The sequence below is a fragment of the Streptomyces sp. Ncost-T10-10d genome (genome assembly GCF_900091955.1).
In the GTDB taxonomy this organism is placed as follows: Bacteria; Actinomycetota; Actinomycetes; order Streptomycetales; family Streptomycetaceae; genus Streptomyces.
This window is the reverse complement of sequence record NZ_FMDF01000047.1, coordinates 1-26,183: the sequence shown is the minus strand read 5'-3', so window position 1 is coordinate 26,183 and position 26,183 is coordinate 1. Positions and strand designations below refer to the sequence as shown.

Genomic DNA, 26,183 nt, shown 5'->3' with positions numbered 1-26,183 from the left:
CACCCCGGCGCCGGGCGGAGGAAACAGCGCAGGCGGCACGGACCGGGCCCGCTCCGGCTGCCGCGGCCCCTCCCCCGCCGCCGTGGGGACGGCACGGTCCGACCGGCGTCGGCACACGTTCAGTCCGACAGCACGGGAAGCAGCTCCGGAAGGTGTCCGTCGGACGCGGCGGCCGCCGCCACCCGCTCCTCGGGCACCTCCCCGTACAGCGTCGTACGCGGCTTCGCCGGGCGCCCGGCCAGTTCCGCGATCGCGACCAGGTCCTGAATGGACCGGTACGAGCCGTAACTCGACCCCGCCATCCGGGAGATGGTCTCCTCCATCAGCGTGCCGCCCAGGTCGTTGGCGCCCGAGCGCAGCATCTCGGCCGCGCCTTCCGTGCCGAGCTTCACCCAACTGGTCTGGATGTTGGTGATGTGCGGGTGGAGAAGGAGCCGGGCCATGGCGGTGACGGCACGGTTGTCGCGGTCGGTCGGGCCGGGGCGTGCGATGCCTGCCAGGTAGACCGGGGCGTTGGTGTGGATGAAGGGGAGGGTGACGAACTCCGTGAAGCCGCCGGTCTCCTGCTGGAGGTTTGCCAGGGTCCTCAGGTGGCCGAGCCAGTGGCGGGGCTGGTCGACGTGGCCGTACATCATCGTCGACGACGAGCGCAGGCCCACCTCGTGGGCGGTCCTGATGACCTCCAGCCAGGTCGCCGTGGGCAGCTTGCCCTTGGTGAGGACCCAGCGGACCTCGTCGTCCAGGATCTCGGCCGCCGTACCGGGGATCGAACCGAGCCCGGACTCCTTCGCGGCGATCAGCCAGTCACGGATGGACATGCCGGTGCGGGTCGCCCCGTTGACGACCTCCATCGGGGAGAAGGCGTGCACATGCATGCCGGGTACGCGTTCCTTCACCGCCCGTGCGATGTCGAAGTACGCGGTGCCGGGCAGATCCGGGTGGATGCCGCCCTGCATGCAGACCTCGACCGCGCCGACGTCCCACGCCTGCGCGGCCCGGTCGGCGACCTGGTCCAGGGAGAGGGTGTACGCGTCGGCGTCGGTGCGCCGCTGGGCGAAGGCGCAGAAACGGCAGCCGGTGTAGCAGACGTTGGTGAAGTTGATGTTCCTGGTGACGATGTAGGTGACGTCGTCACCGACCACGTCACGGCGCAGGGTGTCCGCGATCCGGCACAGTTCGTCGAGCGCCGGGCCGTCCGCGTGGAGGAGGGCGAGCGCCTGGTCGTCGGTGAGCTTCGTCGGGTCGTCGGCGGCCTGGCCGAGCGCGGCCTTGACGTCCGTGTCGATCCTGGACGGGACCATGCCGGGGGCGGCGGCTTCGCGCAGCGCCTCCCAGTCCCCGTACACCTCGTCGAAGTCCTCACGGCGGTCGCCGGTGCGGCCCTCCGTGTCGATGGTGCGGTGCAGATCGGTGCGGCCTGTGGCGCCGAACTCCTCGTCGGGCTCCTGCCAGGGCAGGCCGGCGGGGATCGCGCCCTCCTTCGCGAGGCCCGTCTCCGGGTCGGCGAGCGCGCGGACGTGCGGGAGCAGGCGGGGGTCGAGCCAGGGCTCGCCGCGCTGGATGAACTCCGGGTAGATGGTGAGGCGTTCGCGGAGCGTAAAGCCCGACTCGGCTGTCCTGGCGGCCAGTTCGTCGATGTGGGGCCAGGGGCGTTCGGGGTTCACATGGTCGGGGGTGAGCGGGGAGACACCGCCCCAGTCGTCGATGCCCGCCCCGATGAGCAGCGCGTACTCGGCGTCGGCGAGGTTCGGCGGGGCCTGGATGCGGGCGGACGGGCCCAGGATGTGCCGGGCGACGGCGATGGCCGCGGCCAGCTCCTCCAGTTCGGCGTCCGGCATCCCGCGCATCGCCGTGTCCGGCTTGGCGCGGAAGTTCTGGACGATGACTTCCTGGATGCCGTGGTAGGCGCGGGCGGTCTTGCGCAGTTCGAAGAGGGAATCGGCGCGCTCCTCGTACGATTCGCCGATCCCGATCAGGATGCCGGTCGTGAACGGGACGTTGGAGCGGCCCGCGTCTTCGAGGACGCGGAGGCGGACGGCCGGTTCCTTGTCCGGGGAGCCGTGGTGCGGGCCGCCCGGTTCGGACCACAGGCGGGTGGCCGTCGTCTCCAGCATCATGCCCATGGAGGGGGCGACGGGCTTGAGCCGCTGGAGGTCGGTCCAGGTCAGCACGCCCGGGTTGAGGTGCGGGAGGAGGCCGGTCTCCTCCAGGACGCGGATCGCCATGGCGCGTACGTACGCGAGGGTGTCGTCGTACCCCTCGGCCTCCAGCCACTCCCGCGCCTCGGGCCAGCGGTCCTCGGGCCGGTCGCCGAGCGTGAACAGCGCTTCCTTGCAGCCCATGGCCGCGCCCTTGCGGGCGATGTCCAGCACCTCGTCGGGCGACAGGAACATCCCGTGGCCCGCGCGCCGGAGCTTGCCGGGGACGGTGACGAAGGTGCAGTAGTGGCACTTGTCGCGGCAGAGCCGGGTCAGCGGGATGAAGACCTTGCGGGAGTACGTGATGACACCGGGCCGGCCGGCGGCTTCGAGGCCGGCGTCACGCACCCGGGCGGCCGAGGCCGCGAGATCCGTCAGATCGTCGCCTCGCGCCTGGAGCAGCACCGCGGCCTCGGTCACATCGAGAGCGACACCGTCGCGGGCCCGCTTGAGGGCACGCCGCATGGAGTTGGTGGTCGGACGTCCGCACTGAGGATCGGTCATGGAGCGAGCATACGAGCGAGGCGCGCGCCCCGGACCAGGGACTCCGTGGGACGGAAGGGCGAAGGCTCGGCCCTGGCGCCTGGGCCGCCGGAGCGGTCGGGGGCCGTAGGGTCGGGACGGTGATGGAAACGATCGTCTTCGACATCGGCGAAACACTCGTACGCGACGACCGCTACTGGGCGTCCTGGGCGAACTGGCTCGGCGTTCCGCCGCACACGCTGAGCGCGTTGGTCGGCGCGGCGGTCACCCAGGGCCGCGACAGCGCCGACGCGCTGCGCATCCTGCGCCCCGGCATGGATGTCAGGGAGGCGTCCCTTGCGCGTGCGGCGGCCGGACGCGGCGAGCATCTCGACGAGACGGACCTCTACCCCGATGTCCGCCCCGCCCTGGCGGAGCTGCGCGCACTGGGGGTGCGGGTGGTGGTGGCGGGCAACGGGACGGTACGGGCCGGGGAGCTGCTGCGGGCCCTGGACCTGCCCGCGGACCTGGTCGTCACCTCGGACGAGTGGGGCGTGACCAAACCGGACCCGGCGTTCTTCGCACGTGTACTGGAGGTGTCGGGGGCCGCCCCGGAGCGCACCCTGTACGTGGGCGACCACCCGGCCGACGACCTGTTCCCGGCCAAGTCCTCCGGCCTGCGCGCGGCACATGTCCGCCGCGGTGCGTACGGGCACTGGTGGGCGGACCATCCGGACGTGGTGGAGACGGCGGACTGGCGCGTCGACGCGCTGACGGAGCTCCCGGCACTGGCCGGCGAGGCCCGCGAAGCCGGCCCGTGCGGCGTTTGAGGACAAAACCGTCGCACGCGTGACCGGACACCCTTCGTGACGCGGCCACCGGCCGCGCCGTGTCCTCAGTCGCCGGACGGACCGGAAAGGCCCTCCAGCGACAGGTTCAACCGCTCGCTCGCCAGCCGCATGTGCTCCGCCATGGCCGCATCCGCCGCTTCCGGGTCACCGGCCCGGATCGCGTCGAGCACCGCCCCGTGCTCGTGAAGCGTTCCGCTCACCGTGCCCTCGATGTCCCCGGCCCGCTCCATCCATACCTGGAGCAGCGCCCGGATCGAGTGCAGGATGTCGCTCAGCACGCTGTTGCGGGCGATGTTCGCCGTCTCCAGATGGAAGGCGATGTCGGCGTCGATGAACGCCTTGACGTCCGTTCCCGCCTCCCGCATCCGTTCCAGGTGGCCGGCGAGCCGTTCGACGTCCTCCGCGGAGGCCCGGTCCGCGGCGAGCCGCGCCGACATGCCCTCCATGAACGTACGGACCTCCACCAGGTCCCGCGTACGCCGCTGACCGAGCATCAGTCCCCAGTTGATCGCCCGCGGCAGGAACTCCGAAGTCCCCTCGCGCACATAGGAACCCGACCCCGGCCGGATCTCGATGATGCCCAGCACGTCCAGCGCGGAGAGCGCCCCGCGCACGCTGGAGCGCGCGACCCCGAGCGCGTCGGCGAGCTGCCGCTCGGCGGGCAGCCGCGTACCCGGCTTCAGGTTGCCCTCGGAGAGGTGGTCGAGGAGCCGCTTGGCCACCTCGCTGACCGAGGACTCCCGCACGACAGGGCGCAGAAGTGACGTCAGATCGGGCTCTTCGGGCTGCATGGACACGTCGCCAAGTACATCAGACGGCGCCGCATCCAGCTGGGCCGGGAGCACGGTAGCGCCGCTCATCGGCCAGATCAACCCGCTCGTCCTAGCGACGTACGTCACTTTGGTTAATTGGTGACCAATTTTCATTTCAGGGCTAGCGTGAGCACTGTCAGCGGGTCGGACATGGGCGTTCCCGGCGTTCCCCACTTTTGCCGACATGTGACATAGAGCCGGACAAAGCGGTCCGGGAATCGAGGAGTCTCCATGGGCGCCACTGCGCATTCAGTCGAGAGATCGGCCATCGAGAGATCGACGATCAAGAAGGTCTCGATCCGGCTCGTCCCGTTCGTGGCCCTGATGTTCTTCGTGAACTATCTGGACCGGACGGCCGTGTCCTTCGCCGAGCCGAACGGGATGGGCCAGGACCTGGCGCTCTCCGCGGCACAGTTCGGCTTTGCCTCGGGCATCTTCTTCATCGGCTACATCATTCTCGAAGTGCCCAGCAACATGGCACTGCACAAGTTCGGCGCCCGCCGCTGGCTGGCCCGGATCATGGTGTCCTGGGGCATCGTCGCGCTGCTGTTCACCTGGGTGCAGAACAGCGGGCAGCTCTACACGCTGCGGTTCCTGCTCGGTGTCGCGGAGGCCGGTTTCTTCCCCGGCGCGATCCTCTTCCTGAGCCAGTGGGTGCCCTCCCGGCACCGTACGAAGGTCCTCGGCCTCTTCTACCTCGCCCAGCCGCTGACCACCGTGATCGGCGCCCCGCTGGCCGGCTGGTTCATCAACCAGCACGGGCTCTTCGGCCTGGAGGGCTGGCGCGTGATGTTCCTCGGCGTGTCCATCCCGGCGATCCTGCTCGGGATCATCGCCTGGTTCTATCTGATCGACCGGCCGGCCGACGCGAAGTGGCTGACGGCCCCCGAGAAGGAGTGGCTGACCGCCGAACTGGCCGCCGAGAACGCCACGAAGACGGGCGCGGACGAGAAGACGAACCACGGCCGCGAGGCTCTGAAGGCCGCCTTCACCAACAGCCGCGTCTGGACCCTGGCGCTGATCTACTTCGGCTTCATCTACGGCCTGTACGCCCTCGCGTTCTTCCTGCCGACGATCATCAACGGCTTCCAGGACCAGTTCGACACCTCGTTCAGCGTCATGGACAAGGCCCTGATCACGGCCATCCCGTACCTTCCGGCCGCGATCGTCCTCTACTTCTGGTCCCGTCACGCCACCCGGCACGGCGTCGGCAAGTGGCACATCGCGGGCCCGGCCGTCGTCGGCGGTGTCTCGATCCCGATCGCCCTCTACATGGGCTCGCCCGCCGCCACCGTCGCGGTCATCACGGTCACCGCGTGTGCGATCTTCGCCGCGCTGCCGGTCTTCTGGTCGGTGCCCTCGCAGTTCCTCACCGGCGCCGCCGCAGCGGCCGGTATCGCTCTGATCAACACCGCGGGCAACGTGGCCGGCTTCGCCGCCGGATACGTCACCGGCTGGCTGAAGGACTTCAGCGGCGACTACTACCTGCCGCTGTTCCTGGTCGGCGCCTTCATGCTCATGTCCGCCGCGCTGATGCTGTGGCTCGCGAACCGGTCCAAGGGCCAGGCCGCGGGCCAGGGCCGGTCCCTCGTGGAGGCCCACTGATGACCCGCCTGTTCAACGATCCTGCCGCCTTCGCCGACGAGGCGCTCGAAGGCTTCGTCGCCGCGCACCCGCGCCGGGTCCGGCGGGTCCCCGGCGGCGTGGTCCGCGCCACCCGCACCGCACCGGGCCAGGTCGTGGTCGTCATCGGCGGCGGCTCCGGCCACTACCCGGCCTTCTCCGGCCTGGTCGGCCAGGGCCTCGCGCACGGCGCCGCGGTCGGCAACGTCTTCGCCTCGCCCTCCGCCCACCAGGTGCGGCAGGTCGCGAAGGCGGCGCAGACCGGTGGCGGTGTCCTCCTCGCGTACGGAAACTACGCGGGCGACGTCCTCCACTTCGGGCAGGCCGCCGAGCAGCTGACCGCCGAGGGCATACCCACCCGCACTCTCGGCGTCACCGACGACATCTCCAGCGCCTCCCCCGCCGAGGCCCACAAGCGCCGCGGGGTCGCCGGTGATCTGGTCGTCTTCAAGGCGGCCGCGGCCGCCGCCGAGGCCGGGCACGACCTGGCCGAGGTGACCCGTATCGCCGAGCTGGCCAATGCCCGCACCCGCTCGTTCGGTGTCGCGTTCTCCGGCTGCACGCTGCCGGGCGCCGACCACCCTCTGTTCACCGTCCCCGACGGCCGGATGGCCGTCGGCCTCGGCATCCACGGTGAGCCCGGCATGGGCGAACAGTCCGTCCCGACCGCCGACGGGGCGGCCGAGCTGCTGGTGAGGACCGTGCTCGGCGAGCTCCCCGAGGGTGTGGACAGCCCGCGCGGACAGCGCGCGGCCGTCATCCTCAACGGGCTCGGCTCGGTGAAGTACGAGGAGCTGTTCGTCGTCTACCGCCGGGTCGCCCAATTGCTTCACGAAGCCGGGGTCCAGACCGTCGACCCCGAGGTCGGCGAGCTGGTGACCAGCTTCGACATGGCGGGCGTCTCGCTCACCCTGTGCTGGCTGACCGACGAGCTCGAACCTCTGTGGACGGCCCCGGCGGACGCCCCCGCGTACCGCAAGGGCGCCGTCGAGACCACCGAGCTCACGACCGGGGACATCGAGGAGCAGGCCGCCGACGACACCATCCCGGCCGCGACGCACGAATCCCGCGAGGCGGCCCGTACCGTCCTCGCCGCCCTCCGCGTCCTCAAGGACACCGTCGACACGCACGCCGACGAGCTGGGCCGGATCGACGCGGCCGCCGGCGACGGCGACCACGGCATCGGCATGCAGCGGGGCTCCAGGGGCGCGTACGAGGCCGCGGTCCACGCCGCGGAGTCGGGGGCGGGTGCAGGCACCCTCCTCTCCCGGGCCGCCGACGCCTGGGCCGACAGGGCCGGCGGCACCTCCGGCGCCCTGTGGGGCGTCGTCCTGCGGGCGCTCGGCACGGCGCTCGGCGACACCGACCGGCCCACGGCCCCCGTGGTCGCCGCCGGGGTCGCGCAGGCGTCGGCGGGCGTCATGCGGCTGGGCGGGGCCGAGGTCGGCGACAAGACGATGGTCGACGTCCTCGTCCCGTTCGCCGCCGCCCTGACCACCGCCACCGGCGAGGGGCAGTCCCTGCCTGCCGCATGGGACACGGCCGCGAGCACCGCGGTGGCCGCCGCGGCAGCCACCGCCGGTCTGCTCCCCCGGATGGGCCGGGCCCGCCCGCACGCCGAGAAGAGCCTCGGCACCCCGGACGCCGGAGCCCACTCCCTGGCCCTGATCGTCCGCGCAGTCCACCCCGTTCTCGCAACGACTCTGGAGAAGCACTGATGTCCGACCAGCCGCTGTCCGACAGGCTCCGCATCGTCGTCGGTTCCGACGACGCCGGTCACGCCTACAAGGAAGCACTCAAGAAGGACCTGGAGGCCAGCGACCTCGTCGCCACCGTCACCGATGTGGGTGTCGACGCCGACGGGCACACCGCGTATCCGAAGGTCGCCATCGCCGCCGCGGAAATGGTCGCGCGCGGCGAGGCGGACCGCGCCCTGCTGGTCTGCGGCACCGGTCTCGGCGTTGCCATCGCCGCCAACAAGGTCAAGGGCATCCGGGCCGTCACCGCCCATGACTCGTTCTCCGTCGAGCGCGCGGTCCTCTCCAACAACGCCCAGGTCCTCACCTTCGGCCAGCGGGTCGTCGGCCTGGAGCTGGCCCGCCGACTGGCCGCCGAGTGGCTGACGTACCGCTTCGACGAGACGTCGGCGTCGGCCGCCAAGGTCGCCCTGATGAACGACTACGAGAACCAGCAGGAAGCCGCAGCCTGATGTCCGCCGCTTCGAAGAACCACCCCCGGGTCACGATCGGGGTGAGCCTGAAGATGTACTTCGGCCACCATCAGACCCTGAACTGGGCGCGCCGGATCGCCGACACGGCCGCCCGCCACCCCGCCGTGACGAGCGGTACCGCCGAGCTGTTCGTGCTGCCCGCGTTCCCCGCGATCGTCCCGGTGGCCGGCATCCTCGCCGGAACGGACGTACGGACCGGGGCACAGGACCTCGCGGCCGAGGACACCGGCCCGTACACGGGGGAGGTCAGCGGAGCCCACCTGAAGGAGATCGGTGCGAGCTACGCCGAGGTCGGGCACGCCGAGCGCCGCCGCCTCTTCGGCGAGGGCGACACGGTGGTGGCCGCCAAGACGGCAGCCGCCCTGCGCAACGGCCTCACGCCGGTCCTCTGTGTCGGCGAGCTCGACCCGGTCGCCCCGGCCGAGGCCGCCGCCCGTACGGTCGCCGAGGCGCAGCGCATCCTGGCCACGGCGTCCCACGACAGTGCCCCGGCCCCGGTCGTCATCGCGTACGAACCGCAGTGGGCGATCGGCGCCCCCGAACCGGCGTCCCCCGAGCACATCCGCACGGTCTGCGAGGCCCTGACGGCCTGGCTGGCCACGCAGCCCGCCCTCACCGGCAGCCGGGTGATCTACGGCGGCAGCGCGGGCCCCGGCCTTCTGACCGAGCTGGGCAAGGGCGTCGGCGGACTGTTCCTGGGCCGCTTCGCCCACGACCCGGCGGCGGTGGAGCAGATCCTCGACGAGGCGATGACCCTGCACGCCCCCGCTACCGCCCCCGCCAACTCCCCGGAAGGGGCGGTCTGATGGCCTACGGACTGAGCACGTACGCCTTCTTCTGGCGGATTTCCGAAAAGGCCCCGCAGCCGCTCACCGTCCACGAAATGCTCGCGCAGACCCGGGACTTGGGCGGCGAGGTCTTCCAGATCTGCGACTACCCGCTGATCGAGACATTCGACGACGCGCAGCTGGACGCGGTACGCGCCACGGCGGCCGAGTACGGCATCACGCTGGAGCTGGGCACCCGTGGCGTACACACGGAGCATCTGACCGACTACCTCCGTATCGCGCGGCGTCTGGGTGTCACCCTGGTCCGCTCGATGCTGAACACGGCCGGCCACCAGCCGTCCGTACCGGAGGCGACCGCCCTGCTCCGCGAGGCCGTTCCGGCCTACGCGGCAGCGGGCGTGACCCTCGGCCTGGAGACGTACGAACAGGTCTCCACCGACGACCTGCTGGCCGTCGTACGCGGCGTCGGCAGCCCGCACCTGGGCGTCGTCCTCGACCCGGGCAACAGCGTCGCCCGGCTCGAACGTCCGGCGGACGTCATCGACGCCACCGCCCCCTACGTGGTGAACATCCACGTCAAGGACTTCTCGTTCTCCCGCCGTGACGGCTGGGTCGGCTTCACCTTCGCCGGCTGTCTTCTCGGCGAGGGCCTCCTCGACTACGACCACATGATCGACCAGGTCCGGCCGTCCGAGAAGGGCATCAACCAGATCGTGGAGCACTGGCTCCCCTGGCAGGGCGATTTCACCGAGACCGCCCGCCTGGAGGACCAGTGGACCCGGCACAGCATCAACACCCTTATGAGGAGCAAGTAATGGCCACCGAAACCACGACCGCATCCACCACCGTTGCCGTCATCGGGGCCGCCGGCAAGATGGGCCAGCGCGTCTCCAACAACCTGGTCAAGAGCGACTTCACCACCCTCTTCGCCGAGAACTCGCCGAAGGGCCAGGAGCTGATCCGCGAGCTCGGCCGCGAGCTGACCGACGGCGCCGAGGCCGCCGCACAGGCCGACGTCGTGATCCTCGCCGTGCCGGACGTCGTCCTCGGCAAGGTCTCCGAGCAGCTCGTCCCGGTCATGAAGCCGGGCGCCATCCTGCTGACCCTGGACCCGGCCGCCGCGTACGCCGGTCTACTGACCCGCCGTGCGGACGTGCACAACGCGGTGGCGCACCCCTGCCACCCGTCGGTGTTCCTGGAGCGCACGACGAAGGAGGAGTGGGCCGACACCTTCGGCGGCATCGCCGCCCCGCAGGAGGTCGTCGCCTCCTTCGAGCCCGCCGCCGAGGCCGCCGACCCGAAGGCCCAGGAACTGGCCGAGGCGGTCATCTCCACGATGTACGCCCCGGTCGTCGAGGTCCACTGGGTGACCGTCAAGCAGCTCGCGGTCCTGGAGCCGACGCTCGTCGAGACGATCGCCTGCATGGTCGGCGCCCTGCTGACCGAAGCCCTGCACGAGACCGTCCACACGGTGGGTGTCCCGGAGAAGGCGGCCCGCGCGATGCTGCTGGGCCACACCCAGGTGGCGCTGGCCAACACCCTCAAGGGCTCGAACCCGTTCTCCGACGCGTGCCTCATCGCGATGGACTACGGCCGCGAGTCGATCGTCCGCGACGACTGGAAGAACGTCTTCGACGACGACGAGCTGGACAAGGTCATCACGCGCATGCTCAAGATCAAGGAGATCAAGCGCTGACCCGGCGCTGCCGGTAGCCCCGGCGCCTGCGGCGGTTCCGTACCCGTACGGGCCGGGCACCCCACCACGGATGCGGCGCCCGGCCCGTACGCGTGTCGGCGCACGGCCGGTCGATTAATCGCTGGCCCCGGACTCGGGGCGTTGTTACCGTGCTCGGACCCCGACCGCGGTGTCGACCGTCGGTGACCGATGGGCGCTTGCCCTGGAAAGAAGTTGATGTATGCCCCGGCCAGTGGTTCCGAGCCTCCCTCGTCGCGCCTCCAACCGCGCCGGGGCGACCGGAGCTGCGTGCATGCGCACGCCCGCGGCATCGCGCTGACCCGCGTTCCCTGACCGGTACGCGTTTTCGCCCCGTCAGTACGTGATCTCCGGCTGACGACGCACGCCTCTCCGGCCCATGCCCCCGAGGGCCGCTCGGTACTTCCCTGCTGCATTGCTCATCCTCTTCGGCAAGGAGAAAACCGGGTGTCCACCGACAACCCCCACAACCGTCCGACCAAGTCCTCCGCCAACGGCGCCAGCGCCTATCTGAGGACCGACACCTTCACCTGTCTGCGGTGCGGGCTGACCGTCGCCACGCTCGCGCCCGACGGCAGCCGCCGCAACCACTGCCCCAGCTGCCTGCACTCGCAGCACTGCCTCGACCACGTGGAGGGCGGTCCGTCCGACTGCGGGGCACGCATGACCCCGATCTCGATCGCGGTGCTCCGCACCGGCGACTGGATGGTCATCCACCGCTGCACCCGCTGCGACGAGCTGGCCTCGAACCCGGTCTGCGGGGACGACAACCAGCTGATCCTGATGCGGATGGCCGTGCGGCCGCTGGCCCAACCGCCGTTCCCTCTCGAAGCGTTCGGTGCCCTGTGACCCACCGACGACGACCGAGGACAGGACGGAGGTCCCACCGTGCCACGACGTAGACCCCGCCGACCGGCCCACCGACCGCAGCGGCGCAAGGACGTCCTGCACGGACCGGGCGGCGCCCACGGCGACGCGTTCCGCTGCGTGGGCTGCCGACTCGACGTACCGCTGAACGCACCGGGCACCGGGCATCGCAACCACTGCCCGCACTGCCTGACCAGCCTCCACGTCGATCTGCGGATACCGGGAGACCGGGCCGCCGACTGCCGGGGGCGGATGACGGCGCTCAGTCTGTCCGTCCGGCAGGACGGGGAGTGGGCGATCATCCACGAGTGCCTGACCTGCGGCGAGCTGAGCGCCAACCGCATCGCGGGGGACGACAACGCCCTCGCCCTGATGCGGATGGCGGTACGCCCGCTGTCGGACACCGCCATCCCCGTACGAGCGTTGCTCGCACTCTGACAAGGGGGCGCCCGGTCACCGCCGTGATGACGACGGCGACCGGGCGCCGAGGGTGGTACGCGCCGTCTCGCGCATCCGGGTCGGGTCAAGCCGCTCGCTCAGGACAGCGTTTCTGATGACGGTCGTACGGCTGCCGAAACGGGCGCCTGTGTCCGGACGCAGGACACGCGCAACTCCGTCAAGGCGCCCCGGGCCGAGTCGGGAGCGAACAGTGCCGTCGACGTGCTCCGCCCGGGAACGAACAGCACATAGTGCCTTGCAAGGTAGGACAGGTCACCCCACGGCTCCTGATTGTGCGCACGCGCGAGCACTCGGCCACAACGCGTACAGGCGATCCAGGGGACAACCAGGAGAGATCACGCGGCCGAGGCTAACGGTGCTCTCGCCGATCAGGCTGTGGCGAGACGGCGGTGACAGATGAGGGCGGCCGGGATACCGACGAAGGCGAGGAAGCGCTCAGGCTTGCATGCGTAGCGGCGGTGCAGGCGGCGGCAACCTGCCAGGCCCGGCGTCCAAGCCGCGCGGCGCGGGCGTGGTCGAGAACGAACGTGACATGTGAAGGGGGTGGTGTCACGTTGTGCGGACCGGGTGGTGCCTGACCTGCGGCAAGCTCAACACCAACCGCACCGCGGGGAACAACAACACCCCCGCCCTGATACGGATGGCGGTACGCCCGCCGGCACCGAGGGCCCGATACCGCCGCCCACACTGGACACAAGATGCACCAAGTGCACACTTCTGTGCATGAGTGACACATTGCCGATCGCTGAAGCCCGCGCCCGCTTCGGCTCGCTCGTCCGCAGAGCCTCGAATGCACGAGAACGCATCACGATCACCGACCACGGTCAGCCGGCGGCCATACTGATCAATCCTCAGGAACTGGCCGAACTGGAGGATGCCCTGGCCCTCGCCCAGTACCGGGCACGCCAGGCCGCCGGCACCGTGGAAACCGTTCCGCATGACCAGGTCCGTGCACGACTTGGCCTGGAGCAGCGTTGACGTTTCTGATCACGTGGGACGAGCACGCCATCGACCAGGCTGCCCGGTTCCTCAAGGACGATCCAGACGGCTTGCGCCAGTTGACGGATGCCATCGACCTGCTCGCCGACAACCCTCTGCCACAAGGATCTGCGCCGTACGGCTCCCCCACGCTGCGACGCGTGCACGTCGGACGCTACCGAGTGCTGTACGAGACCGCAGAAGCCCAGGTCACCATTATCGTGATTCACCTCGGCCGCATCGGCTGACCGTCACGGGGTCGTGGCCAACTCGGCCCAGACCGTCTTGCCCACGCCCCGGTCCTTCACGCCCCACGACGTCGCCAGCGCCTCGACCAGATGCAGGCCGTACCCCGACTCCGCGCCGGGCCGGTTCGGTTGAGGCTCCGGCCCCCGCTCTCCCCGCGCGTCCGACACCTCGATCCGGAGCGTGCCCGCGAGGACGACGAGCCTCAGTTCGAAGTCCCGCCCCGCTACGAGCCCGTGCAGCACCGCGTTGGCAGCCAGCTCGGACACGATCACGGCGGCATCGTCCGAGAGCTCGCTCCCGTACGGCACACCCCACTCGTCGAGTTGATGCACAGCGAGCCGACGGGCGAGCCGCGCGCCTCGGCGGGTGGCGCTGAACCGCTGGACGAACTCGGCGCCCACAAGGGTGATTTCGGCGTTCATGTGACTCAGCGTGTCCGGTCGCTCGTACGCTGACCAGGAGTGACACCACGACTCCGAGGAGCTGTACGGGCGCGCCCGGTCGGCTGTACGGGGCGTCGGCCGTGACCGGGCAGACAGAGAGCGGTGCGGGGTAGATGACGAACGCGGAACGCGAGGAACGACCGGAGCGACCGGCCGAGTCGGACGGGACGGCGCACCTGTTCAGGGCGCTGGGCAAGCAGATCAAGGTGCTGCGGGAACGCGCGGGCCTGAGCCAGAAGGATCTGGGGCTCGCTGCGCATTGCGGGGAGGACCTGATCTCCGCGATGGAGCGGGGCGTGCGGACGCCACAGCCGGACTTCCTGGGGCGCGCGGACCAAGTGCTGGACGCGGGCGGCGTGCTGCGAGCGGCGGTCGACGAGGTACGGGAGGCGTTGTCGCGGACACGGACGCGGCACCCGGACTGGTTCCGGGACTACGCGCGTGTGGAGGCGGATGCAGTTGCGTTGCACATCTACAGCACGCAGGCCGTGCCGGGCCTTCTCCAAACCGAGGACTACGCACGTGCAGTCTTTACACAGCGACGGCCACTACTGGATGAGCAGACGATCGAGAAGCGGGTGGCGGACCGAATGGACCGCCAGCGGATCTTCGACCGCTGGCCCGCGCCAACATTCAGCTATGTGCTGGAGGAAGCCATCCTGGAACGTCCGATCGGCGGGCAAGCCGTGCACAGACAACAGTTGCAGAGGCTCTTGAGTGCTGGCCGCATGCGAACTGTGGAACTTCAGGTCATGACAACCGACCGGGAGGAACACCCCAGCCTGGATGCCTCGTTCACACTCCTCACGCCCAAGGGCCGCCAGGAAGCGGCGTACACGGAGACATACGGTCATGCGCGGCTGATCACTGACCCAGAGGAAGTCCGGGTGTTCAGCGAGCGCTATGGGATCATCCGCTCGCGGGCTCTCACCCCCGCGGAGTCCCTGACGCTGATCGAGAAGATGCTGGGAGAGCTATGAACACCGAGCAACTGCACTGGTTCAAGAGCAGCTACAGCGGCGGCGAAGGTGGAACCTGCGTCGAGGTCGCCTACGACTGGCGCAAGTCCAGTCACAGCAGCGGAGAGGGCGGCGAATGCGTCGAGGTCGCCACCTGCCCCACCACCATCCACATCCGCGACTCCAAGAACGTCCAGGGCCCCCACCTCGACGTCACCCCCGCCACCTGGTCCGCCTTCGTCTCGTACGCGCGCCAGGGCTGAGCGCGGCCCGATCCGCCTGGCACACCTGGTCCCGCACCGGATCGCGACAGCCGCGACCCGGTGCGCCACGACCCGGTCGACCGCGATGCGGCGGCCCCCGACGTAAAGGCTTTAAAGCCTTTGGGAAGAAGGAACTTCCCAACCCAACCCCTCCCCCGGCCTCAACCTGAGGCCCGTCACTCACACGGGTGAGGTTTGCCAACTGAGCTGGATTTCACAGCGGTTGGCTGGCATATGCTCGCCGCGGCAACCGCAAACATGCGTCGGCCCCCGGCCGGGAGAGCGAATCCCGATCGAGGGCCTGACCACCGAGGAAGTAAAGGCTTCCCGATGGATACCCAGCAGGTTAGCGCGCCCTCGCGCGCCCCGTCTCCCGTTCCCGGGGACGCCACGCCGTCATCCGGTGTCGTACACATCAATTCCCGCCACAGCAGCCACTTCACGGTCGTCGGCAACCACCTGGCCCAGCACCGCGTGCTCTCCCTCCTCGCGATCGGCCTCGCCACCCACATCCAGTCACTCCCCGCCGGGACGAAGATCGGGATCAAGCCCCTCGCCGAACGCTTCCCGGACAGCGAGGCCCGCATCGCCGCCGCACTGCGCGAACTGGAAGTCCACGGCTACCTGCGCCGCACCCGCGAACGCCTCCCCAACGGCCGCGTCGTCACCCGCACCTGCTCGTACAACCAACCGGGCTCCACCGACGCCCACCCCGTCCCGGCCCCCGGACGACGCCCCAAACCCATTCACCCAGCCCCGGTCGCTGCCCCGGCCCCCGCCCTGGCCCCGGTCGCCACTCCCGCACCACCGACCCCCGAGGCACCCGAGGCACCCGCACCGCCGGCCACCACAGCCGTAACCCCCACACCTCCACCGCGCCCCGCATCCCCCTACGTCCCCGCCCCCACCGCGTCCAAGCCCCCGCCCCCGCCGCTCCCCCAACCCGCCAACCCCCTCCCCCAGCTCCTCCAGGCCGCCACCGCGCTCCTCACCGACCTCCACCGCCGCACACCCCACATCACCCTCACCGAGCGCGACATCCACCACCTCGCCCCCGCCGTCGCCACCTGGTTCGAACGCGGCACCACGCCCGCTGCCGTCCGCCAGGCCCTCACCAGCGACCTCCCCCAGCCCCTCAGATTCCCGGCCAAATTCTTGAGGCACCGCCTCATCGCCCTCCTCCCACCCCCGGCCACTCCCACCTACCAGGCCGCCCCGCTCCAGAACTGCGACCGCTGCGACCGCGCCTTCCGTTCCCTCACCCCCGGCCACTGCCACGACTGCACAGCCGACGAACCGCACCTCCTGTCGGCCTGAACAAGTGGGGTCTCTACCCTGTGGTGATCACTGCTGGGCCACGGGACAGGTGGGTGAAGGAACGTCATGACGAGTGCTCCGGCATTGGCAGAGCTGCGTGAGGTCTGTCAGCCGAACGCGAAGCTTCAGAGCCGTAACGGGGAGCACTGGGCGGGCCGCCTGTACATGCGGCGGATCTCCCTGCGGACCACCCGGCAGCTGGTGCGTACGCGAGTGACGCCCGATCAGCTCACCTGGACGATGGTGGTGTGCGGGGTGGCCTCCGGCTTCGCGCTCCTCATACCCGGCCTGACGGGGGCCGTGCTCGCGGCGGTGCTCTTCCAGCTGTTCCTGCTCTTCGACTGCGTGGACGGCGAAGTGGCGCGCTGGAAGGGGCAGAACAGTGCGACGGGCATCTACGTCGACCGACTCGGGGCCTACTTGGCGGATGCGGCGCTCATGATCGGGGCCGGCTTCCGGGCGGCGCGCGGCGCTTCGGACCTCTGGGTGTCGGTGGGGCTCGCGGCGGCGCTCGGAGTCGTCCTGCTGAAGGCGTCCACGGACCTGGTGGATGTCGCGCGCTACCGCCGCGGTCTGCCGCTCGCCGACGACGAGGCGACCCGGCCGCGTTCGGCGGGGCTCGCCTCGGCGCGACGGCTGGCCTCGGCCTTCAAGATCCACCGGATCACCAACGGCATCGAGGCGTCCCTCGTCCTGCTCGCGGTCGCCGTGGTCGACCTGTTCATGGGCAGCATCGAGGCGACCCAGGTGACAGTGCTGGCGATCGCGGCCATCACGTGGGTCATGGTCGTGGCTCACCTGGCCTCGATCCTGTCCTCCTCGCGCCTTCGCTGAGTTGCAGGTCCTGTCTGTCCCGTCGGCCGCATCCGCGCATGCCCGACCGCAGCCGAGGACCCGCGGCAGCTCCCCATCCTCTGCCTGGGAGGTGGCCCGGGACGCGTTCGGTGACCACGATGTCCCCAGCACACTGATCGGAGTCACCGTGCTCGGCTACGACGACCAGCTCGTAGAGATCGAAGCCGTCGCCGCCGTGCTCGACCAGGGCCTGTTGCGAAAGTGCTGGTCGCGGCCGACAAGAACGTCTGAATCCGCTGCGCTGGTTGTCAGTGCATTTTCGTAGGCTCTCGGTGATCCGATTGAAGGGATTGCCATGGAAGACCCCACAGGCATCACAGCACTGGCCGAGATCCTTCCTCCAGATCTCGGCGCTGACGAAGAGATCGACTGGTCGGCCGCGGAAGCGCGGTGGGGTACGCGGCTCCCGCGGGACTACATGGCCTTCATGTCCGTGTACGGTGCCGGCTCGTTCGCGGAAGTCTGCATCCTCATGCCCCTGCCGAAGGAGTACATCCAGTGGGATCCCGGGACGTTCGAGGAGGAGACGGAGAACGCCCGCTACACCTGGGAGATGCTGGGCGGCCAGGAAGGCCTGGACATCAACCCGGACCATATCCTCGCCTGGGGCGTCACCTCTGGACCAGACATCCTCTGCTGGCTGACTACCGATCCCGACCCTGACCGGTGGCGTGTCCTGGTTTGCGGCCGCCACACCCAAGACGACTTCACCCTGTTCCCCTGCGGCATGGTCGAATTCCTCCGCAAGCTGCTCGTTGACGAGTTCGACCCGTACCCACTCAGCATCGATCTCCGAGAGGCCTCACCGCGCTACGTGCACTGGCTCGAGCGTCAACGCCGCTGGAAGGCGGGCTTGGATTGATATTCCGATGAGCCGCAGCCGGCCAGCAGGGGTTGCCGTGGCCCCGCCGGCCACAGCCATTCGTTGATGGCTGCGACCACCACGGTCGCGTGATGACGGACGGCGGCACGGCTAACATCGCGGCCGTGGATATCAGAGAACTGGACCGCCGTGCCCTCGCCACCTTGGGAGCGGTTATCGCGCAGATTGGCCCGGATCATCTTCGTCTTCCAACGCCGTGTGCCGACTGGACACTGCACGGCCTGCTCCGCCACCAAGTGAGCGAGAACCTCGGCTTCGCAGCCGCCGCAGCAGGCGTCACCGGTGACCTCCTGGTCTGGGACCAGGGCGACTTGGGCGGGGATCCTTACCAGGCCTACCTCGACTCGGCAGACACCATGACCAAGGCGTTCGCCGAGGATGTCCTGGACCATTCGCTCCAGATCAGGGAGTTCGGGTTCTTTCCCGGCCGGGTCGCGCTCGGTATGCATGTGCTCGACTGCGTAGTCCACGGCTGGGACATCGCTCAGACCATCGGTGTCGCCTTCGATCCGGGCGCCGACCTCGTCCACTACTCACTCGAGGTCGCGGCGCTGATCCCGACCGGAGCACCGTCCGGCGACCGGCCAAGGGCTGCGTTCGCCCCGGCGGTCGAGATCTCCGCGAGCTCTCCCGACCTGGAGCGGCTGCTCGGACTCGTCGGCCGTCGTCCAACGGCAGGCTGAGCGACGGCTCACAGGCAAAGCTGTTCTGAACGCCCAGGTTCAAGGGGGATCCGACCCGGGCGCGTGAGAGACGACCGGAACGGCGCTCGGCCTCGGACATCCCACCCCGGTCCGACGGCAGGAGCCGCTGTTCTCGTTGGCCTTGGCCGTGTTCACCGAAGGCGGCTTCGGCGATTGCGCAGGTAGGCGTCAATGGCCAGGGGTGCATCCACGTCGTTCGTGGACATGAAAGGGGCGGCGCACGACCGACGCGGTGTCGGTGTACGCCGCCCTGGAGTGGTTCGGGTGGCGGGGGTGGCCCGCGCTGTCATGGCGGTTACTTGGGGTCGCGGTTGAACTGTGCCTTGGACCAGCGGTAGCCGAGGATGGTCAGGGCCAGGCACCAGGCGAGGGCGATCCACCAGTTGTTGCCGATCTCGGTCCCGAGGAGAAGTCCGCGCAGGGTTTCGATGGCGGGGGTGAAGGGCTGGTACTCGGCGATCGGCTGGAACCAGCCCGGCATGCTGTTCAGGGGGACGAAGGCGCTGGAGATGAGGGGCAGCAGGATCAGCGGCATGGCGTTGTTGCTGGCCGCCTCCGCGTTGGGGCTGCCCAAGCCCATGCCGACCGCGATCCAGGTGAAGGCCAGGGCGAAGAAGGCGAGCAGGCCGAAGGCTGCCAGCCATTCCAGGACGGTGGCATCGGTGGAGCGGAAGCCCATGGCCACACCGATGGCGCCGACGAGGATCACGCTGATGATGGTCTGCAGGACGCTGCCGACGACGTGGCCGAAGAGGATGGAGCTGCGGTGGATGGCCATGGTGCGGAAGCGGGCGATGATGCCTTCGTTCATGTCGGTGGAGACCGAGACGGCGGTGCCGATGGTGGTGGATCCGATGGTCATCAGCAGGATGCCCGGGACGATGTAGGCGATGTAGGCGGAGCGGCCCGTGCCCCCGCTCATGGTGTCGCCGAAGATGTAGACGAACAGCAGTAGCAGCATGACCGGGGTCAGCAGCAGGTTCAGGGTGAGCGAGGGATAGCGGCGGGCGTGCAGGAGGTTGCGGCGCAGCATCGTGGACGAGTCGCGCACGGCGAGGGAGAGGGAGCTCATCGGACAGTCTCCTTGGGCTGGGTGGGCACGGTGGTGGCGGTGAGGGCGAAGAAGACGTCGTCGAGGTCGGGGGTGTGCACGGTCAGCTCGTCGGCCTCGATGCCGGCCGAGTCCAGCCGGTCGAGGATGGAACGCAGTTCGCGCTGGCTGCCGTCGCTGGGGATCTGCAGCGACAGCGCCTCGTCGTTGCGGGTCGCCTTGTTGAGGGTGCCGGCTGCGTTCTGGTAGGCGGCGGGGTCGATGAAGCGCAGGCGGACGTGTCCGCCGGGGATGAGCCGCTTCAGCTCCTCGGCCGTGCCCTCCGCGGCGATCTTCCCGTCGTTCAACACAGCGATCCGGTCCGCGAGTTCGTCGGCCTCTTCCAGGTACTGGGTGGTGAGGAAGACGGTGACACCATCGGTGACCAGTTCGCGGATGATGCCCCACATGTTGTGCCGCGAGCGCGGGTCGAGGCCGGTCGTCGGCTCGTCCAGGAAGATGATCCGCGGGCTGCCCACCAGTGTCATGGCGATGTCGAGGCGGCGTTTCATGCCGCCGGAGTAGGTGGAGGCCGGCTTCTTCGCCGCCTCGACCAGGTCGAAGCGCTCCAGCAACTCGGTGGCCACTCGGCGGCCCTCGCTGCGGGAGAGGTGGTGCAGGTCCGCCATGAGGAGCATGTTCTCCTCGCCGGTGATCAAGCCGTCGACGGCGGAGAACTGCCCCGTGACACCGATCGCGGCACGTACGGCCTGCGGTTCGGCGGCCAAGTCGTGACCGCCGACGTGCAGGTCGCCGGCGTCGGCGGAGACGAGGGTGGACAGGATCTTCACGGCGGTGGTCTTGCCGGCGCCGTTCGGGCCGAGCAGAGAGAAGACCGTGCCTTCCGGGACGGTCAGGTCGATCCCGTCGAGGACGGTCTTGTCACCGTAGGACTTGCGCAACCCGTGCGCTGCGATAGCCAAGTCGGTCATGAGGAGAGCTCCTTCAAAGGCTGCAGGATTCAGAGGCTGCGGGCGGCGATGTCACCCTGGGAGGTGGTCGCCTTGATGGTCAGACCGGGCGTGCCGTCGCTGTTCTTCAGCGCGTTGTCGATCCGGCCGTAGCCGGTGCCGGCGTCCAGGGAGGCGGAGACGCCGCGAGCCGCGCCGACGGTGATGTCGCCCTGCTGGGTGTTCAGCGTGAGCTGCCCGCACATGGCCTCGGTGATGTTCACATTGCCCCGCTGGGTGCTGATCTCGCCGGGACCGTTCAGGCGGCCGACTGTGATGTGGGCGTCGAGTCCGGTGAGGCGGGCGCTGGTGGCCTCATCCAGCTTGACCGAGCCGTAGCCGCCGTCGAAGGCGACGTCGCCGAGCCGTCCCACGCCGCGGAACTCGGCGGCGGCCGCCTTCGCCTCGACACGGGAGCCGGCGGGCAACTGGACGGTGACCTCGACGGATCCGGAGTTGCCAAGGATCCGGTTCTTCGCTTGCGGGGCCTGGATCCGCAGGACGCCGTCGGCGTAGGCGACTTCGGTCTGTTCGGCGGCCTTGACGTCGCGGCTCTTGGCGGCGTCGGCGGGCAGGACCTCGACGGTGGTGTCGGTACGGTCGGCGGCGATGAACTGGATGCGTCCGGCGGGGATGTCGAGGACGGCCTGGACGGCTGCGGGCGTGTCGAACTTCTGCATCATGCTCTCCTTCTCCGGTATCGCGCGCCCCTTCGGCCCGCTCTTTCCGTTAGAGGAAAAGCTACGTTGCATTCATAGATCAGGCAACAGATGCGTTGCGTCAAAATCCCATCATTGCAGGTAGATGCAGCAAAGTTGATGCAATGACCTTGCGCATAACGCAACACTTCACCATGTAAAGTGTTGCAATGAATTGAGAGTGAACGCTATAGTCGCCACACCAGCCACCACAGGGCCACGCCCAGGCCACGAAGGAGACCTGCTGATGGCGGCCATCGGAAGCACCGTGATCGGGGCGTTCGTCGGCAAGGTGTCGCCTGTTGTCGGCAAGGTGCCGGTCAGTAGATGCGCGTGTCCTCGCCATCGATCACGAGAGCCTGCCCATCGCGCAGGGTGAGGTGCGGGGTGCCATCCGCACGGTAGTTGACGGCGACGACACCGAGAGCCTCCGTCTCGGGGTGGCCGGGAGAGTCGACGTGCGGCACCACGGCATGGTCGAGGATGCCCAGGCCTTCCCAGGCCACCGGCTCGCCATAGGTGCCGGGGACCACCTGCGGGTCGTCGCAGTAGTCCAGTCCGCGCAGGTGGGCGCGAGCACGCCCGCGCCGGCGCCGGATCCGGCATAGACCACCGCTTCCCGTCGCAGCAGCGCGGTCAGCGCCGCGTCAGCGCCGCTGCGGGCGAGAGCAAGGCGCAACATGAACACGTTTCCGCCGCGCAACCAGACCACACCGTCGCCGCGATCCGGCTCTGGCTTCGTCCGTGATCCGCCGGACAGCACCTGGCGGTGATGCGCTCGAAATCCAGTGGAACAGCGCCGCTGTGCGCCATTACCGTGCTGCCGAACCAAGTCGTCTGACCAAGGACACGCCGTTGTACACCCTGTGAGACCTCCCGAGCGCTGAATCGTCGCGCGTCGCACATGTGCGCCGCGCTCCTTTTTGCTGCGGACTTCTCACTGAAACCGGTGTACTTCTGTGCTCAAAAACTGGGTGGTCGTGCCCACCCGCCTGCCGCTCGTTCTCCGCCGTTGCCACGCGTGCGCGTCCGAGCGCTTCCGGGCGAGCGGTAAATTTCGCGTCAACGCAAACCACAAGCTCATCGACGCCTGGCTCCTCGCGCTCTGTACCGCTTGCGGGGAAACTGTAAAGCTCACGGTCCTGGAGCGGATGAATGTGCGCTCCATACGACCTGAGCTGCTGGACCGGCTGCATGACAACGACCCTGGCCTGACAGCTGAACTGCTCCAGGATCCGGTCGTGCGGCGCCGTAATCGCATCGCCCTCGACTGGGACAACGCCTGGCGCCTCGACACCGGCGGGTCGGATCACCTGGACCGCGAGGTGATCGACGTCTCGGTCCGCTTTGCGGCGCGGATCCCCGTCCGGCCGGTGCGACTGATCGCTGAAGGTTGCGGTCTTTCGCGGGCCGAGGCCGAGAGACTGATCACGGAGGGCAAACTCGTTTCGGCAGTCCGGCTGAGCGGCAAGCTCTCCGGCGACTTCACCTTCACGCTCAAGCGCTGAGCCCTCCTCGGGACCAGGGGCCTGTCCGGCGGGATCCGCCGGACAGGCCCTAGACGAGGGCCACCGCGAACAGCGTGAAGGCGAGCACGATGACGCCCACGCGGACGTAGTGGAACCGGTCCCAACGCCCCACCTGCTGCTTCCAGTCCGCGGGCACGCCTTCCTGTGACCAGGTCGCGACGCGTGAGTTGATCGGCACGAGCAGCAGGATCGACATCACCACGCTCACCACGAGCAGCGCTGCGCCCGCGGCGACGAGCGACGCGCCCGCGTCGCCCCACGTCAGCGTGGACCACACCGCGCCGAGGACGACCGAGCCGATGTACCAGAACGGCATGACCCGGCCCAGGACGCGCGCCCCGTCGCTGCGGGCTTCGACCCCGCCGTCGTTCGGAAGCCGGTCGAGGATCGGGTTCACGAACACCGCCACCGCGAACTCCACGCCCACCATCAGCCCGACCACAACGACCGTGACGACGGCCAGTACGTCCTGCATGACCCCTCCAAAGGCTGCCCTAGCGGCGCTAGGTTCTGATGCAATGCTAGGCATGCCATCGCTCTATTGTCTAGCGGTGCTAGCATCGAGTCATGTCAGTACACGAACGCAAGGAACGCGAGCGGGCCAACCGCCACAGGCTGATCGTCTCCACGGCCCGCGAACTGGCCGAGGCCCACGGCTGGGACGCCGTCACCACACGCCGGCTCGCCGAGCGGATCGAGTACAGCCAGCCCGTGCTCTACAGCCACTTCCGGGGCAAGAACGAGATCGTGGCAGCGGTCGCACTGGAGGGGTTCACCGAGCTGACGACCGCGCTGCGCGCCGCGGTGCCGGACGGGCCCGCCGACCGGGAGGCGATGGCCGCACTGGCCCGCGCCTACACCGACTTCGCCGCACGCAATCCCGCCCTGTACGACGCGATGTTCAGCCTCGACAACGGCCTCCCCTTCGCCGACGACGCCACGCCCGCTCCATTGCGCGAGGCGTTCCAGGCCCTGGTGGACCCGCTTGTCGACCACGCACACCCCGATGAACCGGGGTTGTTCGTCGAGACGTTCTGGGCCGCGCTGCACGGACTGGTCACCCTCACCCGCGCCGGACGCCTGCCCGCCGACCGGGTTCCCGACCGCCTCGCGCTCCTGGTCGACCGCTTCGTCCCCCACTAGGGTCCGCTCCGGCCCGGCTCGCCGCCTGTCCTCCGGATCACCACGTCCGGGCCGCCGGGCTGTTCCCCCGCATCCGTTGAAGTACAGGTTTCCTTATCCTGGCCGGATGAGCACTCCTCCTGAACTCGTCATATTCGACTGCGACGGCGTACTCGTCGACAGCGAACGCATCGCCGTGCGCATCCAGGTCGAAGTGGGCGCCGAACTGGGGTGGTCGCTGACGGCGGACGAGGTCATCGAGAAGTTCGTGGGCCGGTCGAACAAGTCCATCGGTGCGCTGATCGAAGCCCACCTGCCCGGCAAGTCCGCCGTCTGGCAGCAGCGCTTCGAGGACCTCCACCGTGCCGCCGTGGACTCCGAACTCGTCGCGGTCGACGGCATCCACGAGGCGCTGGCCACCCTCACGCTCCCCACCTGTGTGGCATCGAGCGGCAGCCACGACAAGATGCGCCACACCCTCGGCCACACCGGACTCCACTCCCACTTCGAGGGCCGCATCTTCAGCGCCAGTGAGGTCGCGCACGGCAAGCCCGCCCCCGACCTCTTCCTCCACGCGGCCCGGCGGATGGGCGTGGATCCCTCGGCCTGCGTCGTCGTCGAGGACAGCAAGTACGGGGTACAGGCCGCCCGTTCGGCCGGAATGCGGTCACTCGGCTACGCGGGCGGGCTGACCCCGGTGCACTGGCTGGAGGGCCCGGACACCGTGGTCTTCGACGACATGCGCAAGCTGCCGGTGCTCTTGTCGGAGATCTGACGGCCGACCGCCTCACGTCCTTTACGCGTAAGGCGGGTCTGGGTGGTCGCTACCCTGTTCTCCCCCTGCCACGAGGCGGGGAGAACAGGGGTGGGACATGCGCAGAAGAATGGCCGCGGCTGCTGTGGTGGCGGCAGTGGCCACCGGGATCGTGGTGGCGCCGGCCGCTCACGCGGAGGGGCGGGGTGACATCCGGGTCACCAAGACCGTCGTGAACGGTGGCAGCAATGTGATCGTCGGGGTCAAGAACGTCAAGCGTTTCCTGATCACCATGACGATCAAGGACAACTCGGGGGTGAAGGGGGTCGCCGATGTGTCCGCGTTCAACGCGACCAATGGCCATGGGCCGGTCGACCATCTCGGCACGACGTGCAAGAAGGTCAGCACGACGACGTCCGTGTGCACCGCGACGATGCAGATCGACCCGACGTGGATCGACTTCTACGGAAGCGGCAACGAGGGCTGGGACGCCAACTCGGTCGCGGGGACCTGGCAGGTCAACGCCACGGTCCAGGCCAATGACCGCGACTACTGGATCTCCGACCGCATCGCCCTGTTCAAGGTGAAGCGCGCCGCGACCCTGACCACGGACGCCACGCCCGAGCCGGTCAGGAAGGGGGGCACGCTGACCGTCACAGGAAAGCTGTCGCGGGCCAACTGGACGGATCTCAAGTACCACGCGTACACCAAGCAGGTGGTGAAGCTGCAGTACAAGAAGCCCGGCGGCACGTACAGCACCGTGAAGACGGCGACCACCGACAGCAAGGGCCACCTCCGCACGACGGTGAAGGCCACCGCTTCGGGCAGTTGGCGCTGGGCGTTCCTCGGTACGACCACGACCATGAAGGTCGTCTCCACCGGCGACGCCGTCACGGTGAAGTGACCAAGCAGCGGGCCGGGCTCCTCACTCCCAGTGAGGGGCCCGGCCCTTTCGATCACACTGCCGATGTCAGCGGGCGACCGCCTTCGTCGCCTTGCTGGTGGCGGAACCGTTGGCGTGGCCCGTGCGGCGGGCGGTCACCTTCACGGTGATCTTCTTGCCGCGCTGGGCGGACTTGAGCGTCAGCGAGGACTTGGTCGCCCCCTTGATCGCCTTGCCGTTCTCGTACCACTGGTAGGCGTACGAGGTCGGGGCGGGCGTCCAGGTGCCGTGGGCGGCCTTGAGCGTGCGGCCCACCTTCGCCGTGCCGGAGATCGTGGGCTGCTTGGTGGCCTTGGGCGCGCTGCCTGTGGCGATCTTCACCGAGGCGGTCGTCGCGGAGCCGTCGGCGTGACCGGTGCGACGGGCCGTGACGGTGACCGTGACCTTCTTGCCGAGCAGCGACGCCGGGGCGGTGTACGTGGACGCGGTCGCGCCCGTTGAC

General features: G+C 69.2%; 30 protein-coding genes and 3 pseudogenes. 22 read left to right on the top strand and 11 right to left on the bottom strand.

The window, feature by feature from the left end:
• Positions 1-119: 119 nt before the first annotated feature.
• On the bottom strand, positions 120-2,702 hold the full coding sequence (locus GA0115254_RS05875; protein ID WP_093894213.1) for a bifunctional FO biosynthesis protein CofGH: 2,583 nt from the start codon (positions 2,700-2,702) through the stop codon (positions 120-122).
• 122 nt (positions 2,703-2,824) lie between these two features.
• Between GA0115254_RS05875 and GA0115254_RS05870 the strand changes: the two genes are divergently transcribed.
• The gene (locus GA0115254_RS05870; RefSeq protein WP_093894212.1) at positions 2,825-3,490 is read left to right on the top strand and encodes an HAD family hydrolase; all 666 of its coding nucleotides are present in this window, start codon (positions 2,825-2,827) and stop codon (positions 3,488-3,490) included.
• A gap of 65 nt (positions 3,491-3,555) precedes the next feature.
• Here GA0115254_RS05870 and GA0115254_RS05865 read toward each other — a convergent pair whose 3' ends face one another.
• The gene (locus GA0115254_RS05865; RefSeq protein ID WP_093894237.1) at positions 3,556-4,302 is read right to left on the bottom strand and encodes a FadR/GntR family transcriptional regulator; all 747 of its coding nucleotides are present in this window, start codon (positions 4,300-4,302) and stop codon (positions 3,556-3,558) included.
• A gap of 252 nt (positions 4,303-4,554) precedes the next feature.
• On the opposite strand from GA0115254_RS05865, the gene GA0115254_RS05860 reads away from it, so the two are divergent.
• The 8 genes from GA0115254_RS05860 (at position 4,555) to GA0115254_RS05825 (ending at position 11,983) form a co-directional block, all read left to right on the top strand.
• Entirely contained in the window at positions 4,555-5,928 is a 1,374-nt protein-coding gene (locus GA0115254_RS05860; RefSeq protein ID WP_093894211.1) for an MFS transporter, read from the top strand.
• Complete coding sequence (locus GA0115254_RS05855; RefSeq protein WP_093894210.1) at positions 5,928-7,664, top strand: dihydroxyacetone kinase family protein; 1,737 nt, start codon at positions 5,928-5,930, stop codon at positions 7,662-7,664. The genes GA0115254_RS05860 and GA0115254_RS05855 overlap by 1 nt, the downstream gene beginning before the upstream one ends.
• Before the next feature lie 14 nt (positions 7,665-7,678).
• A complete protein-coding gene (locus GA0115254_RS05850; protein WP_093894236.1) occupies positions 7,679-8,155 on the top strand; it encodes a ribose-5-phosphate isomerase in 477 nt (158 codons plus the stop codon).
• Positions 8,155-8,982, top strand: a complete 828-nt coding sequence (locus tag GA0115254_RS05845; RefSeq protein ID WP_093894209.1) for a triose-phosphate isomerase family protein — start codon at positions 8,155-8,157, stop codon at positions 8,980-8,982. The genes GA0115254_RS05850 and GA0115254_RS05845 overlap by 1 nt, the downstream gene beginning before the upstream one ends.
• Complete coding sequence (locus GA0115254_RS05840) at positions 8,982-9,779, top strand: sugar phosphate isomerase/epimerase family protein (RefSeq protein ID WP_093894208.1); 798 nt, start codon at positions 8,982-8,984, stop codon at positions 9,777-9,779. Before GA0115254_RS05845 ends, GA0115254_RS05840 begins: the two co-directional genes overlap by 1 nt.
• The gene (locus GA0115254_RS05835) at positions 9,779-10,660 is read left to right on the top strand and encodes a phosphogluconate dehydrogenase C-terminal domain-containing protein (protein WP_093894207.1); all 882 of its coding nucleotides are present in this window, start codon (positions 9,779-9,781) and stop codon (positions 10,658-10,660) included. The genes GA0115254_RS05840 and GA0115254_RS05835 overlap by 1 nt, the downstream gene beginning before the upstream one ends.
• 465 nt (positions 10,661-11,125) lie before the next feature.
• Complete coding sequence (locus GA0115254_RS05830) at positions 11,126-11,527, top strand: RNHCP domain-containing protein (protein ID WP_370740833.1); 402 nt, start codon at positions 11,126-11,128, stop codon at positions 11,525-11,527.
• A 39-nt stretch (positions 11,528-11,566) separates the two neighbouring features.
• Positions 11,567-11,983, top strand: a complete 417-nt coding sequence (locus tag GA0115254_RS05825) for an RNHCP domain-containing protein (protein WP_093894206.1) — start codon at positions 11,567-11,569, stop codon at positions 11,981-11,983.
• A 389-nt stretch (positions 11,984-12,372) separates the two neighbouring features.
• Here GA0115254_RS05825 and GA0115254_RS42925 read toward each other — a convergent pair.
• A pseudogene (locus tag GA0115254_RS42925) lies at positions 12,373-12,486 on the bottom strand (IS5/IS1182 family transposase); the annotation flags it as partial.
• Positions 12,487-12,727: 241 nt separating this feature from the next.
• Here GA0115254_RS42925 and GA0115254_RS05820 point away from each other — a divergent pair.
• Together GA0115254_RS05820 and GA0115254_RS05815 are read left to right on the top strand one after the other, a co-directional pair.
• Positions 12,728-12,982 (top strand): type II toxin-antitoxin system Phd/YefM family antitoxin, encoded by a 255-nt coding sequence (locus tag GA0115254_RS05820; protein ID WP_093894205.1) that lies wholly within the window; start codon positions 12,728-12,730, stop codon positions 12,980-12,982.
• A complete protein-coding gene (locus GA0115254_RS05815; RefSeq protein WP_093894204.1) occupies positions 12,979-13,230 on the top strand; it encodes a type II toxin-antitoxin system RelE family toxin in 252 nt (83 codons plus the stop codon). Before GA0115254_RS05820 ends, GA0115254_RS05815 begins: the two co-directional genes overlap by 4 nt.
• A 3-nt stretch (positions 13,231-13,233) precedes the next feature.
• On the opposite strand, the gene GA0115254_RS05810 is transcribed toward GA0115254_RS05815, so the two are convergent.
• Positions 13,234-13,653 (bottom strand): ATP-binding protein, encoded by a 420-nt coding sequence (locus GA0115254_RS05810; RefSeq protein ID WP_093894203.1) that lies wholly within the window; start codon positions 13,651-13,653, stop codon positions 13,234-13,236.
• A gap of 134 nt (positions 13,654-13,787) precedes the next feature.
• Here GA0115254_RS05810 and GA0115254_RS05805 point away from each other — a divergent pair, with 134 nt between their 5' ends.
• From GA0115254_RS05805 to GA0115254_RS05780, 6 genes and pseudogenes are all read left to right on the top strand, one after another.
• A complete protein-coding gene (locus tag GA0115254_RS05805; protein WP_093894202.1) occupies positions 13,788-14,654 on the top strand; it encodes a helix-turn-helix domain-containing protein in 867 nt (288 codons plus the stop codon).
• Positions 14,651-14,896 carry a DUF397 domain-containing protein gene (locus GA0115254_RS05800; RefSeq protein ID WP_093894201.1) on the top strand — a complete coding sequence of 82 codons (246 nt, stop codon included), beginning with the start codon at positions 14,651-14,653 and terminating at the stop codon, positions 14,894-14,896. The genes GA0115254_RS05805 and GA0115254_RS05800 overlap by 4 nt, the downstream gene beginning before the upstream one ends.
• 330 nt (positions 14,897-15,226) lie before the next feature.
• A complete protein-coding gene (locus tag GA0115254_RS05795; protein WP_093894200.1) occupies positions 15,227-16,213 on the top strand; it encodes a DNA-binding protein in 987 nt (328 codons plus the stop codon).
• A gap of 66 nt (positions 16,214-16,279) precedes the next feature.
• Positions 16,280-17,047, top strand: a complete 768-nt coding sequence (locus GA0115254_RS05790) for a CDP-alcohol phosphatidyltransferase family protein (protein WP_093894199.1) — start codon at positions 16,280-16,282, stop codon at positions 17,045-17,047.
• A gap of 79 nt (positions 17,048-17,126) precedes the next feature.
• A pseudogene (locus GA0115254_RS45645) lies at positions 17,127-17,333 on the top strand (hypothetical protein); the annotation flags it as partial.
• 30 nt (positions 17,334-17,363) lie between these two features.
• Positions 17,364-17,930: an SMI1/KNR4 family protein gene (locus GA0115254_RS05780; RefSeq protein ID WP_093894198.1), complete on the top strand. Its 567-nt coding sequence runs from the start codon at positions 17,364-17,366 to the stop codon at positions 17,928-17,930.
• Here the strand turns inward: GA0115254_RS05780 and GA0115254_RS43735 are convergent.
• Positions 17,900-18,130: a hypothetical protein gene (locus tag GA0115254_RS43735; protein ID WP_141720768.1), complete on the bottom strand. Its 231-nt coding sequence runs from the start codon at positions 18,128-18,130 to the stop codon at positions 17,900-17,902. The two genes, GA0115254_RS05780 and GA0115254_RS43735, sit on opposite strands and share 31 nt — an antisense overlap.
• On the opposite strand from GA0115254_RS43735, the gene GA0115254_RS05775 reads away from it, so the two are divergent.
• Positions 18,023-18,634, top strand: a complete 612-nt coding sequence (locus GA0115254_RS05775) for a TIGR03086 family metal-binding protein (RefSeq protein WP_256102410.1) — start codon at positions 18,023-18,025, stop codon at positions 18,632-18,634. The genes GA0115254_RS43735 and GA0115254_RS05775 overlap by 108 nt on opposite strands.
• A 316-nt stretch (positions 18,635-18,950) precedes the next feature.
• Here the strand turns inward: GA0115254_RS05775 and GA0115254_RS05770 are convergent, their stop codons facing one another.
• The 4 genes from GA0115254_RS05770 to GA0115254_RS05755 form a co-directional block, all read right to left on the bottom strand.
• Positions 18,951-19,727 carry an ABC transporter permease gene (locus GA0115254_RS05770; RefSeq protein ID WP_093894197.1) on the bottom strand — a complete coding sequence of 259 codons (777 nt, stop codon included), beginning with the start codon at positions 19,725-19,727 and terminating at the stop codon, positions 18,951-18,953.
• Positions 19,724-20,677, bottom strand: a complete 954-nt coding sequence (locus GA0115254_RS05765) for an ATP-binding cassette domain-containing protein (RefSeq protein ID WP_093894196.1) — start codon at positions 20,675-20,677, stop codon at positions 19,724-19,726. Before GA0115254_RS05765 ends, GA0115254_RS05770 begins: the two co-directional genes overlap by 4 nt.
• 29 nt (positions 20,678-20,706) lie before the next feature.
• Positions 20,707-21,375 (bottom strand): DUF4097 family beta strand repeat-containing protein, encoded by a 669-nt coding sequence (locus GA0115254_RS05760; RefSeq protein WP_093894233.1) that lies wholly within the window; start codon positions 21,373-21,375, stop codon positions 20,707-20,709.
• A 338-nt stretch (positions 21,376-21,713) separates the two neighbouring features.
• Complete coding sequence (locus GA0115254_RS05755) at positions 21,714-21,899, bottom strand: type 1 glutamine amidotransferase family protein (RefSeq protein ID WP_141720767.1); 186 nt, start codon at positions 21,897-21,899, stop codon at positions 21,714-21,716.
• A 453-nt stretch (positions 21,900-22,352) separates the two neighbouring features.
• On the opposite strand from GA0115254_RS05755, the gene GA0115254_RS05750 reads away from it, so the two are divergent.
• Positions 22,353-22,901: a DUF1062 domain-containing protein gene (locus GA0115254_RS05750; RefSeq protein ID WP_093894194.1), complete on the top strand. Its 549-nt coding sequence runs from the start codon at positions 22,353-22,355 to the stop codon at positions 22,899-22,901.
• Between the two features lie 49 nt (positions 22,902-22,950).
• On the opposite strand, the gene GA0115254_RS05745 is transcribed toward GA0115254_RS05750, so the two are convergent.
• On the bottom strand, positions 22,951-23,397 hold the full coding sequence (locus tag GA0115254_RS05745) for an anthrone oxygenase family protein (protein WP_093894193.1): 447 nt from the start codon (positions 23,395-23,397) through the stop codon (positions 22,951-22,953).
• A 92-nt stretch (positions 23,398-23,489) separates the two neighbouring features.
• Here GA0115254_RS05745 and GA0115254_RS05740 point away from each other — a divergent pair, with 92 nt between their 5' ends.
• The 3 genes from GA0115254_RS05740 (at position 23,490) to GA0115254_RS05730 (ending at position 25,702) form a co-directional block, all read left to right on the top strand.
• Entirely contained in the window at positions 23,490-24,065 is a 576-nt protein-coding gene (locus GA0115254_RS05740; protein ID WP_093894192.1) for a TetR/AcrR family transcriptional regulator, read from the top strand.
• Between the two features lie 106 nt (positions 24,066-24,171).
• Entirely contained in the window at positions 24,172-24,819 is a 648-nt protein-coding gene (locus tag GA0115254_RS05735; RefSeq protein ID WP_093894191.1) for an HAD family hydrolase, read from the top strand.
• A gap of 97 nt (positions 24,820-24,916) precedes the next feature.
• Positions 24,917-25,702, top strand: coding sequence for a hypothetical protein (locus GA0115254_RS05730; protein WP_093894190.1), 786 nt, complete (start codon positions 24,917-24,919; stop codon positions 25,700-25,702).
• 66 nt (positions 25,703-25,768) lie between these two features.
• On the opposite strand, the pseudogene GA0115254_RS45640 reads toward GA0115254_RS05730, so the two are convergent.
• Positions 25,769-26,183 (bottom strand): annotated as a pseudogene (locus GA0115254_RS45640) (hypothetical protein); the annotation flags it as partial.